The 12244-nt window shown below is 62.0% G+C and carries 14 protein-coding genes and 1 tRNA gene; 7 read left to right on the top strand and 8 right to left on the bottom strand.

The genetic code is table 11. The features are described 5' to 3' along the window. Positions 1 to 44: 44 nt before the first annotated feature. On the bottom strand, positions 45 to 536 hold the full coding sequence (locus P3T20_RS25500; protein WP_217272800.1) for a MarR family winged helix-turn-helix transcriptional regulator: 492 nt from the start codon (positions 534 to 536) through the stop codon (positions 45 to 47). Positions 537 to 742: 206 nt separating this feature from the next. Here P3T20_RS25500 and P3T20_RS25495 point away from each other — a divergent pair, with 206 nt between their 5' ends. Beyond that, positions 743 to 2683 (top strand): AI-2E family transporter, encoded by a 1941-nt coding sequence (locus tag P3T20_RS25495; RefSeq protein ID WP_074263912.1) that lies wholly within the window; start codon positions 743 to 745, stop codon positions 2681 to 2683. A gap of 124 nt (positions 2684 to 2807) precedes the next feature. Beyond that, positions 2808 to 3314, top strand: coding sequence for a YgjP-like metallopeptidase domain-containing protein (locus tag P3T20_RS25490; RefSeq protein ID WP_074263911.1), 507 nt, complete (start codon positions 2808 to 2810; stop codon positions 3312 to 3314). Positions 3315 to 3381: 67 nt separating this feature from the next. Here P3T20_RS25490 and P3T20_RS25485 read toward each other — a convergent pair whose 3' ends face one another. The 5 genes from P3T20_RS25485 to P3T20_RS25465 all read right to left on the bottom strand — a co-directional run bounded on the left by P3T20_RS25485 (position 3382) and on the right by P3T20_RS25465 (position 6268). Further along, positions 3382 to 4233 carry a helix-turn-helix domain-containing protein gene (locus tag P3T20_RS25485; protein WP_074263910.1) on the bottom strand — a complete coding sequence of 284 codons (852 nt, stop codon included), beginning with the start codon at positions 4231 to 4233 and terminating at the stop codon, positions 3382 to 3384. Between the two features lie 181 nt (positions 4234 to 4414). Further along, a complete protein-coding gene (locus P3T20_RS25480) occupies positions 4415 to 4654 on the bottom strand; it encodes a hypothetical protein (protein ID WP_074263909.1) in 240 nt (79 codons plus the stop codon). A 137-nt stretch (positions 4655 to 4791) separates the two neighbouring features. Then, positions 4792 to 4866 (bottom strand) — tRNA-Arg (locus P3T20_RS25475). A 142-nt stretch (positions 4867 to 5008) separates the two neighbouring features. Next, positions 5009 to 5839 carry an undecaprenyl-diphosphate phosphatase gene (locus P3T20_RS25470; RefSeq protein WP_074263908.1) on the bottom strand — a complete coding sequence of 277 codons (831 nt, stop codon included), beginning with the start codon at positions 5837 to 5839 and terminating at the stop codon, positions 5009 to 5011. 276 nt (positions 5840 to 6115) lie between these two features. After that, positions 6116 to 6268, bottom strand: a complete 153-nt coding sequence (locus P3T20_RS25465) for a hypothetical protein (protein ID WP_167379357.1) — start codon at positions 6266 to 6268, stop codon at positions 6116 to 6118. Positions 6269 to 6445: 177 nt separating this feature from the next. Between P3T20_RS25465 and P3T20_RS25460 the strand changes: the two genes are divergently transcribed. The 3 genes from P3T20_RS25460 (at position 6446) to P3T20_RS25450 (ending at position 8738) form a co-directional block, all read left to right on the top strand. Then, entirely contained in the window at positions 6446 to 7366 is a 921-nt protein-coding gene (locus P3T20_RS25460; RefSeq protein WP_074263907.1) for an aldose epimerase, read from the top strand. A 195-nt stretch (positions 7367 to 7561) separates the two neighbouring features. Beyond that, positions 7562 to 8287, top strand: a complete 726-nt coding sequence (locus P3T20_RS25455) for a peptidoglycan DD-metalloendopeptidase family protein (protein WP_074263906.1) — start codon at positions 7562 to 7564, stop codon at positions 8285 to 8287. Between the two features lie 115 nt (positions 8288 to 8402). Continuing rightward, a complete protein-coding gene (locus tag P3T20_RS25450; RefSeq protein WP_074263905.1) occupies positions 8403 to 8738 on the top strand; it encodes a hypothetical protein in 336 nt (111 codons plus the stop codon). Between the two features lie 768 nt (positions 8739 to 9506). Here P3T20_RS25450 and P3T20_RS25445 read toward each other — a convergent pair. Further along, positions 9507 to 10217, bottom strand: coding sequence for a pentapeptide repeat-containing protein (locus P3T20_RS25445; protein WP_074263904.1), 711 nt, complete (start codon positions 10215 to 10217; stop codon positions 9507 to 9509). A gap of 198 nt (positions 10218 to 10415) precedes the next feature. On the opposite strand from P3T20_RS25445, the gene P3T20_RS25440 reads away from it, so the two are divergent. Together P3T20_RS25440 and P3T20_RS25435 are read left to right on the top strand one after the other, a co-directional pair. After that, the gene (locus tag P3T20_RS25440; protein ID WP_074263903.1) at positions 10416 to 10724 is read left to right on the top strand and encodes a DUF2288 domain-containing protein; all 309 of its coding nucleotides are present in this window, start codon (positions 10416 to 10418) and stop codon (positions 10722 to 10724) included. 561 nt (positions 10725 to 11285) lie between these two features. Continuing rightward, positions 11286 to 11459 carry a hypothetical protein gene (locus P3T20_RS25435; protein ID WP_167379377.1) on the top strand — a complete coding sequence of 58 codons (174 nt, stop codon included), beginning with the start codon at positions 11286 to 11288 and terminating at the stop codon, positions 11457 to 11459. Positions 11460 to 11616: 157 nt separating this feature from the next. Here P3T20_RS25435 and P3T20_RS25430 read toward each other — a convergent pair whose 3' ends face one another. Next, positions 11617 to 12222, bottom strand: coding sequence for a helix-turn-helix domain-containing protein (locus P3T20_RS25430; RefSeq protein WP_074263901.1), 606 nt, complete (start codon positions 12220 to 12222; stop codon positions 11617 to 11619). Positions 12223 to 12244: the final 22 nt, after the last annotated feature.

The raw sequence follows: 12244 nt of genomic DNA, 5'->3' as shown, positions 1-12244 counted from the left end.
GCTCGCCGTCTGAAGTTCAGCATCGGCGCAAAGCGCGCAACTGTTTACGAAATTGAATGGAACACGGTTGTCATGCGCTCCGAAAAATCCGGCGACGCGATCAGATCGAGGGTTGACCGGAGTTGCGCTGCACCGTCCTTGCCGAAGGCATCATCGAAGCTGAGCTGAACTTTCTTCCAGATTGCCCGCGCCTCTTCCAGTTTGATGCGGCCGTCTTTCGTCAGATGAACGCGGCGGCTGCGGCGGTCTAGTTCGTCTACCACCAGTTCCACCAGACCATCCCGGATCAACGGTTTTAGCGTGTGGCCCAGCGCCGACAGGTCCATCACGAGATGCTCGGCCAGCACACGCATGGTGGGCGTGCCGACGCGATCGATCTGCACCAGCAGCGAGTACTGCGTTGCGCGAAGGCCGCATGCCTCGAAGGCATCGTCGTAGATTTGCCCCATGCGCCGCGCCGCCCGGCGGATCGCCGCGTTGATGCAGACGCTCGGGCTCTTGTGACGCTGTTCAGACGTATGCGGATGAGGTTTCATGGCACGCTCAAATTACAGGTATATGCCAGCATTGTAACGCAAAAGCCCGAACTGGCCACGTCAAAGCACACTTGATGCGACAACGCACAAGGTGGCCCCATCACCTGAAGCTGCCCCTCGGGCGTGTGGATTGCTATGCTCCGCAGTTGTATCCTCAAATCCCTGAGGAAGCCGTTAAGCTTCCCGTCAACCCGAATGTCGCCAAAATGAAGATTTCGTTGCCGCCCCCCGGACGGCCAAACCGCGTGTACCCGCCGGGCTCGCCCAGCCTGCACGGCCTCGCCTCGGTGATTACCGGTGTTGTGGTGGTATGCGGGCTGTATTTCGGCCGCGCAGTTCTGATTCCGATCACGCTCTCAGTGCTGCTCAGCTTTCTGCTGGCCCCGCTGGTGGCGTCGCTGCGGCGTCTGCACATGGGTCAGTTGCCGTCGATCTTCATCGCGGTGTTCTTCGCGCTGGCCATCGTGCTCGGTGCGGGTGCGCTGATCACATCGCAGATCGTCCAGTTGGCGGCTGATCTGCCGCAATATCAGGTGGCCATCGAGCAAAAGATCGAGACGGTGCAGGAGAAGACCGTCGGCCGCGCCGATGTCCTGCTCGGCCGGGCTGCGCTGACGCTGCAACGGGTCGCGCCGTCGCGTCCCGCGGCACCGCGTGGTTATGGCAAAGCCAGCCGCAACGCGCCTCAGGCACCCATGCCCGTCGAGGTTCACGAGCCCGCGCTCACGCCGATGCAACTGGCCCAACGGGCGTTTTCGCCAGCTATCGCGCCACTCGAGACCACCTTCATCGTGCTGGTGGTCACCATCTTTATCCTGCTGCAGCGCGAGGATCTGCGCGACCGTCTGATCAGCCTGTTCGGCTCGCGCGACCTGCACCGCACCACCACCGCGATCAACGACGCGGCGAGCCGCCTGAGCCGCTACTTCGTTGCGCAACTGGGCCTGAATCTCAGCGTAGGGGGCGTGCTCGCCGTCGGTCTCGCGGGCATCGGTGTGCCGGGTGCGCTGCTGTTCGGAGTCGTCGCCGCGCTGCTGCGCTTCGTGCCGTATATCGGCATCTGGATTGCCGCGTTGCTGGCGGTGTGTCTTGCTGCAGCCATTCAGCCGCAGTGGACCATGGCCGTGTGGACCCTGGTGCTGTTCGTGGTGGTCGATCTGGTGGCCGGTCAGGTGGCGGAGCCGTATCTGTATGGACGACGCTCCGGCCTCTCGCCGCTCGCAGTCGTAGTGGCCGCGATCTTCTGGAGCTGGCTGTGGGGGCCCGTGGGTCTCGTGCTATCGACGCCGCTCACGTTGTGCCTCGTCACGCTGGGGCGCTATGCGGACCGGCTCAACTTCCTGACGATCCTGCTCGGCGACCAGCCGGCCCTGACTCCGGCGCAGACTTTCTATCAACGGCTGCTGGCGGACGATCCGCACGAGGCCATTGTGCAGGCAGACCGGTTGCTCGGTGAGATGTCGGTAGTCGATTACTACGATCAGGTCGCGCTCGAAGGGCTGAGACTTGCACGCAACGATGCGCTACGCGGCGTGCTGACGGCGGAGCAACTGGTGCGCTTTAACGAAGCGGTGGTCGACATCATCGAGAACCTCGAAACGGTCGAAGGTCTGCCAGACGGGATCCCGGCGCCTGACGTCGCCGATGACGCCGCGCATGCTCACGGCCGCACCGAACCGCACTATGGCGGCGGTCCGGAAGGCGCGGACGCGCTGGGTACTGTGGACGACGCCGTGGTGCTGTGCATCTCGGGACGCGGCGCGTTCGACGAAGTGGCCGCGGCAATTGCCGTGCAACTGCTGGGACGGCAAAACATCACCACGATCGCCACGACCTATGAGCAATTCCGCGGGGCGCGCGGCGAAGTGCGAAGCCCGCAGGAAGGTGACGCTGCGACCATCATCTGCATCGTTTCGCTCGACGCGGCCGAGTCGCCGCCGTATTTGCGCAACCTGCTGCGCCGTATACGCAATCAACCCGTGCCGGCTACGGTGATTGTCGGTCTCGGCGGGTTATCGGAGAACGATCCGGATACCACTGCAGCCGCCAACGCGCGCAATGCGAACACGTTCCGCGATCTGATCGAGGAATGCCGGGCGGCGGCGCTGGCGACGGGTCGTCAGGAACACGCTCAGGGGGCCGCCTAAGGTGTGTGCTTGCGGCCATGAACAATGAACGACGACCGGCTGGCGGAAACGGAGGCCAAACCGCGCGCGAGCGGGCCATCGGTACAATACGGCCCATGCCTCCATCCGACCTGCTCGCCTCGTCATGCAGCATCTGAAATACCTGAGCGCCTACCCGGCCGCACTACAGGACAAGGTTCGCCGGTTGATCGCGGAAGAGAAACTGGCCGCCTACCTCGCCGACAAATATCCAAGCAGGCATCCGGTGCAAACCGACCGCGCGCTCTACGAGTACGTCGCGGAACTCAAGCGTGAATTCGTGCGCAACGGGCCGCCGATCGACAAGGTCCTCTACGACAGCAAGCTCGATGTTCTGCGACACGCTTTGGGACTGCACACAACCATCTCACGGGTTCAAGGCGGCAAGCTCAAAGCAAAGAAAGAGATCCGCATTGCGTCGCTCTTCAAGGATGGCGCGCCCGAGTTCCTGCAGATGATCGTCGTGCACGAACTTGCGCATCTGAAGGAAAGCGACCACAACAAGGCGTTTTACCGGCTTTGCGAGTTCATGCAGCCGGGCTATCACCAGACCGAGTTTGACCTGCGCCTTTATCTGACGCATCGCGATATCGTCCGCGAGCGATCCACCTGAGCTTCGTTCTACGAACCTTTTCGCGCAACCACGCCCGGTTCCAATGAGTCCTCGTCGACCGTGCCTTTCAGTACGCTGACGCGTGGCCAACCAGTTGAGCGTGCGACTGCTCGGTCGCCTCATCGGCGGGAAACATGCTTTCGATACGCAACTCCTGCATGGCGACGCTCTGCGGCGTCCCAACCGTGGTGATCATCGAGAAGTAATTGAGCGGCTTACCGTCCTTCAGAAAACTGAGCGGTATCACCGGCATCGCAGGATTGACGGGAACCGCGCTGAGCGCCACAGGCGATTTCCAGTCGGACTTCGTCCCTGGATAGGCCATTAGCGTAGCGAGAAGCGCCTGGGTTTGTTCATCGATCACGCGTCCTACGGACTCCCGGTAAACGCGCTGGATCAGACTCTTTGCCACGTCCTCCCATTTGTCGATAAATGGCCGCATGCCGTCCGGATCGAACATCAGATGCAGAAGGTTGCGCGGTTCCTTGCGTGCGGACATGTCGATGAAGCAGTTGAAAAAGCGCGGCGCGAAATCATTGGTCATCACCACATTCCAGTAGCGGTCCATCACGACCGCCGGATACGGTTCGTGCTGGCGCAACATGCGTTGAATCGCATTCTTCACGCTCTGCGTTTCGAGTGCGTTCAGCGGATCGTCCGGATATACCGGCGCGTAGCCTGCGGCCAGCAGCAACGTATTGCGCTCGCGCAGCGGAACGTCCAGCGCCTGTGCGATATTCATCAGCATCTGCCGGCTGGGGACGCTGCGCCCGACTTCGATGAAGCTGATGTGACGTTGCGACACGCCCGAGTCGAGCGACAGATCCAGTTGGCTTTTGTCGCGCACGGCGCGCCATCGGCGCAAGAGCGCACCCAGTTCGGTTCCGGGCGGTCCTGAATGGACGTCTGTGGAGTTCATGTGGCACACCGTCGCGTAGATGTCGAACGGTCTACTATGACAGCCGGCATCGCCGACAACAAGGCGTCGAGCGTCACGACTCCGTACGCAGTGGCAACATCAAAGCCCTTCTCTGCGCCGTCCGTCCACGCGCTGCGCCAGCGGGTGAAATGACCCCGCCGGCGCACGCCGCGCAAACCAACTAATGCAGGTTGCAGAATGCGCCGGTCTGGACGTCGATCCATAGCATCTGTCCATCCGTCTTGTGGCTGTACACCAATGCGCGAGATTCGCGCTGGCTGCGCAAAAACCCCAGCACCGCATGAAGCGTGTGCTTGCCGCGGTAACGCAAAGAGCGTGTGGTGTCCCCGCTGCCGATGACAATCACGATCGGGTTGATACGCACCTTTTGTGCGATCAGATCAGGCGTTGCTGCAGACATATGAGCCTCCGTGTGTGGGGTGACACACGGGATAACGTCGACAGCGCCGCGAGCTTGAGCCTGGGGAAGGGGCGGTAAGGCAAAGGGCTTTGAGAGGCGTGTGAAGCGCGCTGCTTTGGCGACGCTTGTTGCCTGGGTGGCCCCCCCACGAGGAATCGAACCTCGATTTCAGGTTTAGAAGACCCGTGTTCTATCCGTTGAACTATGGGGAGGCAAAACTGAAATTTTAACCGCGCGGCGAGCACCACCGGCACGCAGGGGGCGGATTATAACCGATGCTGCCGCGCAACCCACCGCTGCTGCTGCGGCAAGCATCCGTTCAGTCCCAGCATAGTCGCCAGATCGACTGCGCACTCAAACCGGCTGCGTATGCAGCATGAACCAGCCCAGACAGACGATGCCCGCAATCACGCAGTACACGCCGAAGCTCGCCAAACGCCCGCGTCCTTCGAAATAACGCATCAGGAAGCGCACGCTCAGATACGCGGCAATCGCGGTCAGCACGCCACCGAGCAGCGCATCGCCAAGCTGGCCAGGCGCACGAAACAACTTTGGCAGTTCGAGCACGCCGGCGGCAAAAATGATCGGCGTGCCAAGCAGGAACGAAAATTCCGCCGCCTTCTCCGCCGTCAGACCAGCGGCGTTGCCGGCAATCATCGTCAGACCGCTGCGCGAAAACCCCGGGATCAGCGCGCCGATCTGCGCCAGCCCAACGAAGAACGCCTGGCGGAATGTCAGCTTCTCCGGCGCCTGATGCGCGCGAGCACGTTGCAGACGGTCGCCGAACCACAACAGCCCGCCGTTGACGATCAGCGCGATCGCCACGATGCGCAAGTCGTGGAACAGCAGCTCGAGGCGCTTTTCCAGCACCAGCCCGACGATGCCCGCCGGAATCGTGCCGATGATCAGCGCCCACATCATGTGGCCGTCATCGTTGCGGCGGCCGCCGAGCGACGCGAAAAAGCCGCTGACCAGCGCGACCCAGCGCTTGCGGAAGTACCACAGCAACGCGAGCGCAGTGCCAAGGTGCAGCGCAACGAGGAACGGCAGCAACTGCGGCGCATGCTCGTCAATATGCATGCCGAACAGCGCGGGCACGAGCAGGGTGTGACCGAGGCTGCTGACGGGGAAGAGTTCTGTGACGCCCTGCAGCACGCTCAGAAAAATCAGAAACGACAAGCTCACGCGGCGGTCCTTTTAGTGAGTGAAGAATCAAGGAGCAGCACGCCGGCCTGGTGGAACCGACGCCTGGAAGCGCACCGATTATGCCTGGCCGCTATGTCAGCGCCAAGCGTTTGAGCGACGTTAGGGGAAATTTTGATGCATTGCGTCACAACTCGAAACGGTTGTTACGCCTCTGCAAGCCATCTGGCGCGCATGTGCTGCGAACCTGGGCAAGATGACCAACGGGATTGATCCGCGTCGCAGCGGGCGGCGCGGCAGCAAGCGGGACGCGAACGTTCAGCGATCGAGCTTGTAGAAGAAGTAGACTGTGCTGGCGGCAAACATGCCGAACAGGGCCACGCCCATTGCCATTGCGAGATCCATGAGGCCTCCGGAAGTCGTGCGGCCCGAAAGGTTAAATGACCGGGCAGTGGGACGGATTATCGTCAAGCTTACCGGTCGTGCGAACCCGTAATTGCCCGGGAAGGGTTTCCCCGTAGGCCAAACGGGCGCAAAATCGGCTCCGGACCGCGTGCCGCAGTTCGAGCCAGTCGATCGGCGCAGGTGATCATCGCAGCCAACCTTGCAGTCATTCGTATTAACCGCTCCTAACCAGAACCGTTCACCATGGCCCAATTCCAGCATCAGGACATCCTAGAGATCGCCGATGGCGCCTCGCTGCTTCGTATCGCCCCGCAAGCCGGCGGACGGCTGCTGTCGTGGCACATTGACGGCCAGCAGGTGATCCATTGGCCCGACGTGGCCGACTGGAGCCAGCCTGCGAAAATCCGCGGCGGCAATCCTTTGCTGTTTCCGTTTCTCGGACGCCATCGCGTCGACGGCCAGATTGGCCGCTGGCGCGACGCCGAAGGGACGGTGCGCGATCTGCCGATGCACGGCTTCGCGCGCGATCTGCCGTTCACCGTAAGCGTCGAACCGGCCTCGGCGACGCACAGCACGACGGTGCGCATGACGCTGGCCGACAGCGACGCCACCCGCGCCGGCTATCCGTTCGGCTTCCGCTTCGAGGCCGCCTACCGGCTCGCGGACGACCACACACTCGACGTCGAACTCACCACCGTCAATACCGGCGCTACACCGCTGCCCTACTACGCCGGCCATCACTTCTACTTCTCGCTGCCGCACACGCAACGCAGCGAGACGGTGCTCGAGCTGCCGCATACCCGGCGTTGCTATCAGCAGCCAGACGGCTCGATCAGCGCGCCTGAACCGGGCGAACCGAGCTACACGCTCGACGAGACGCTTATCCTCGACCGCTTCCATTGCCTCGATGGCCTGCCTCAGCGACCCGTGAGAGTTGTCGCGCCAGGCCTGAACCGCACGATCACGATCGACCTGCAACGACCCGGCTCCGTGCCCTGGTATGCCGTCACGACCTGGACGGAAGCCGCGGAGTCGGACTTCTATTGCATCGAGCCGTGGCTCGGCCTGCCCGACGCGATCCACAACGGCCTGGGCCTGCGCTGGCTCGAACCGGGCCAGACGGAAACGGCCGCGTTGCGCATCACGGTTGGCGCCCTGCGCTGAATCGCCATACATCTGCCGGCGGCTAGCGAGCAATGCAGGCCGCCGGGCGGTGCCTGGACGCCGCGCCACGCCGTGCCGCTCATGCAGCGCCATCCCAATTCGCGTGCTGCGGTGCAAAACCGTTAGAATCGGTCGTTTTTTTGCCCATCTGTCGCGCAATAGGGATCGGCGCGCGGCAGCGCTTTGCGAGGTCCAATGTTGGGAACAAGAAAAATTAAACGGCTCGCTTGCGTGTCGTTACTTGCAGTGCTCGTCGCGTGCGGGTCTGCGCCAGTCGGTCCGGGGTTCTATCGTGTCGAACGCGGCGATACTTTGCTGAAGATCGCCCGCAGTAACCGGGTATCGGTCCAGAGCATCGCGCGCTGGAACAATCTGTCGAATCCGGACAGCATCGAGGTCGGTCAGGTGCTACGCGTGGTGCCGCCCGGCAATTCGGCGCCGATCACCTCCGCGACGGCAAGCAGCGGCTCGTACAGCGGTCGTGGCAGTGCAGCGGCACCAGCAGCACCGCGCAGCGCGCCCAGCGACGTGTCGCCCGCCCCCGCGCCGGCCTCATCGATCTCGCTCGTGTGGCCGACCAACGGCACGGTGGTACGTCGCTTCGACGGCTCGAACTCGAAGGGCATCGATATCGCCGGCAGCGCAGGCACGCCAGTCGTCGCGGCGGCCGCCGGGACCGTGGTGTACGCCGGCAATGGCCTGCGCGGCTACGGCAACCTGCTGATACTCAAGCACAATGCAGATTATCTGACCGCCTACGCGCACAACCGCGTGCTGCTCGTGAAGGAAGGTCAGAGTGTGACCCAGGGCGAGAAAATCGCAGAAATGGGCGACAGCGACACGGATCGCGCCATGCTTCATTTCGAGTTGCGCTATCAGGGCCGCTCGATCGACCCCTCGCGTGCGCTTCCGGCACGTTAATTGCGTCTATAGGCGGTCCGCACGGCACTCCGGTACCGTGCGATGTCCCCTCCGACACCCGACGATGCGGCGGCAAGCCACCGCATCGGTCACCACACTCCATGAGGAGCCTCCGATGAAATCTGGATGGACCCCATCCGCAACGGCCCTCGCCGCCGTGGCTGCAAGCGTTGCTGCGCTGACGCTCGCGAGCCTTGGCGGCTGCGCCAGCTCCACCAAAATGACCTACCTCCCGAGCGGAGACACAGGCTTTGCCATCAACTGCAGCGGCAGCGACGCGAGCGAGAGCTGGGCCGAATGTTACAAACGCGCAGGCGAAGTATGCGGTTCATATGGCTACGACGTGATCTCGAAGGATGTCGACAACGGTGCCACCTCGGGTGGCTCGATCGGCGGCATCCTCGGTGCAAACGTCAAGAACCGCTCCATGGTGGTTCGCTGCAAGCAGTAAGCGCGAATGAGACCCGCAAGCGGCGCTGCACGACACGGCGCCGCCCCCGCTCCGCGACAATTCGTGCTCCGGTCATGACTTTAAGACCGGCTTAAAGCGGTGTGAGCACGCTCATATCCGTTAACCGAGAGTTCTCATTTGGCGTGAATTGAACCGCTATAAATATCATCGAATGCAATTCATCTGATCCCCTGACGAAAAAAAGCCCGGCTCGAGGCCGGGCTAACGGGGGTTCGGCGCATATCGGTAAAGGACCGGTTCACCATGCGCCAAAACCGAATCTATCAACGGCGGCAGGGGCATGCAATCGATTAATTTCGCAAAAAATGTGCTTCGCCGCACGGAATACGCATTCCGTGAACGAAAATTAATGAGATAGTTCGAATAACGCGATTCAAATGAAACGGAATGACGGGCTTATGAGGATCACTACCAAACCTGCCCGTACAACATGAAGTCCTTACTGGCATTGCGTTCTGGAGCAACGCCGCACTGCACGATTGAGCCACGTTCCGATTTAACTGTCAAATCCTGAAAGCATTTTTCCGGTGATTACTAGCGCCGATTTCCCTTGCCCGCCTTCGGTCGTCTTTGGTGCGAAGGCGCACGTTCCAGTTGTATTTAATCGCGGGTCGCGGCCATTCGCATAATGCGACTTTTCAGTTATTCTGGATTAATTCGCATCTCGCGGAGCATTTTAGCCATTTTTTATCGGTTAAATCCGACGAGATAAAGCACTCGCTAGCCGTCATCCGCTAACCCGGCGCATCACAAGACGCGCAGCCCCAGTTCAGTCACCAGCACAGCGGCCTGCTGGTGGGAAATCGTCGCGCCGCGAAACAGTCCCGCGTCCACGAGACGTACGCCGCTCAGATCGGCGAGGCGCAGGTCTGCGCCATCGAAACGAGCACCTTTGAGGTTCGCGTCCCTGAGGCTGCCGCCTTCGAACCGCGCCTCCCGGAAGTCGGCGCCAGCGAGGTCGGCATCGGAGAAATCGAGTTCTTGCAGCGTGGCTTTGCGAAATGACAGGCCACGCAGATGCGCGCCGACCAGCAGCGTCTCGACGAACGTCAGGCCTAGCGCGGTGCAGGCCTCGAAGTTCGCGCCTGTGAGTTTGCATCCGGTGTAGTTGACTGACGCGAGCTTGGCGCGGCGCCAGCTCGTATTGTTGAGATCGCTCGACTGAAACACGGCGTCGACGAGGTCCGCCGAGGCGAAATCCGCCTGCCGCCCACGGCAACGCAACCAGCGGCTTTGCGTCAGTGCGGCGCCGAAAAACGAAGCCTCGACGATGGTGCAGCGATGAAATTCGGCGCTACGCAAATCGAGCCGCGACAGATCCGCGCCCTCGAAGTCGCAGTCTTCGAACCGAATCGGACCATGAGTGGCGGCGAGCAATCGCTGCACGTCTTCACGTGCGAGCGTGGCATCGGCGACGATGTGAACGCCCGCGGCAGGCGTCGTAGAATTGAGCGACATGAAAAAGTTGTTCCGTTCGACCGGCGCGTGCTGGACCCAAAAACCTTGTGAGCCACTTAAGTTAGAGCGAAAAGGCCCAACGCCGATTCGCCGAAAACGGCAAGCGTACCCGAACGCGCCTTCGCTGTGGAGGGCGCTCGCTGATGGTTTATAGTAGCGGCCGCCTGTCAACCACCGCTTTTAACACCGCCTGATCCGATGACATCGAACGACGCCGCCCACAGTCCGCTTTACCTCTCGCTGCTCGCGGAAACCGCGAAAATCGGCTGGCCTGAGCTCGAGCGCTTCTTTGCGCGCGGCATCCTGCTGCACGTCGCGCGGGACCTCGATCTGGTCAGCGTCGCCGAGGCGATTGCCAGCGACGATACGGCCCAGGTAACGCAGTGGTTGTCAGCGGGCCTCGTCGAGCGCATGCCGGGCGAAACCGCTGCCGATTTCGCCGCGCGCGATCCAGACCTTTGGGCCGTGGTGGTCTCGCCGTGGGTTTGCGTGCAGGAACGCGGTTGAATCAAGTCTGGGGATATCTACGGAGTGGTAGCGGATTCTCTGCCAGCCGCTCGCGCATTCCAGTTACCGCTTGAAACAAGCGCATACATATCAGGCGCACCCGGCACCCTAGAATGGTACGCAGCCCGCGCTCTCCGCGCGAACAGTCTGCGCGGGTCAGAAGCGCCGGCGTGCCCGCGCCGGTGCTTCGCCTTTATTGCGGCGGCTGCGCGGGTCGCGCCGTATCCGGCGTGTCCAGCATGGAAGGCGGCCGGTCGTCGGTCGGCACGCCGTGATAATCAGCCGGGTCTTTCGGCGGCGAGCCATGGTGGCCGGACGCGGGATCATTCGAGCAGCCCGCCAGGACTACTGCAGCAAATACAATCAAAAGGGCGCGATTCATAGACTCTCTAAAGGAAACATAACAGCGCAAGCGCGCCGAGAGTCTACCTGCAAAGTCTTTTTGCGGCAGTGGCCGCCATCGGCCATCACGACGCCGTGTGCCTATGCGTATGACATATGCCGTTTTTTGCCGTCTGACCTACTATGTACACATGGCTGCAATCGACGAAGGAGGCTGCCATGGACGCTGAATCGATCGCGGGTTTTGTCGGGCTCGCGGTGGGCCTGCTGGTCCTGATAGGTTTGTCGGTTTTCGAATCGCGGACCTACCGGCGTGAGCACAACGGTGAAGGCATGATGCATCACTGGCTGTCCGAGCATCACGTGCTCAACTGGACGCGCCGCAGGCACTGACCCGGCGCCGACACCGCGCTGACCTCTACCGCCCTCGCGGCCATTCAGTTTTACAGCCGCGAGATGCGCTACGCTCGGTCGGCATGATCCGATTTGCCGCGCGGTAACGAAGCCCCGCGGCACGGAAGGTTATTGCGCTGTCCGCGACGCCGCAGCGCTATACCCCAGCCTTGGCCAGCACCACAATCGATACCCCTAACGCGTCGCGCTGCGGATCCTCATTGCGATACGAATGCGGCACATGGCCAGGAAACGCGAGCACATCGCCCGTTTCGAGTCCGTGCCGTTCACCCGCCACAAAAATCGCGACCCGCCCTTCCATGCAGGTGAAGTACTCGCGCGTGCCGGGCAGATGCGGCGTGCCACGCATGTAGGCGCCCGGCGCAAACGCCATCGTCTCCAGAATGCCATCCGGCACAGGCTCCGGGACCAGTGGGCGGATCGTCAAACCGTTGCCGCGATTTTGCGCGGAGATATCGTCGACTGACCATTTGCGGACCTTGGCACGTGGCGAGGCGAGCAATTCATCGAGCGGCGCGCCAAGCGCACTGGCCACCTTCATCAGCACCGCCAGCGATGGATTGCCTTCGCCCGATTCCAGATTGGCCACCGTCGAACGCGGCACTCCCGACGACTTCGCCAACCCTTCCTGGGTCAACGCACGCGCGTGACGCAACGCTACGAGGTTGCGCGCCAGATGCTGGGCCGCGTTCGACCTGTCGGGCCCGCTCTCGGGAGCGGGTTCAAAAGCAGTCTCGTCCATCGTATCGACTTTCTGACAAGGA

The organism is Paraburkholderia sp. GAS206C, from assembly GCF_050435645.1.
GTDB lineage: Bacteria > Pseudomonadota > Gammaproteobacteria > Burkholderiales > Burkholderiaceae > Paraburkholderia > Paraburkholderia phenazinium_B.
Note: the sequence above shows the minus strand (reverse complement) of the source record. Positions and strands in the feature narration are given on the sequence as shown.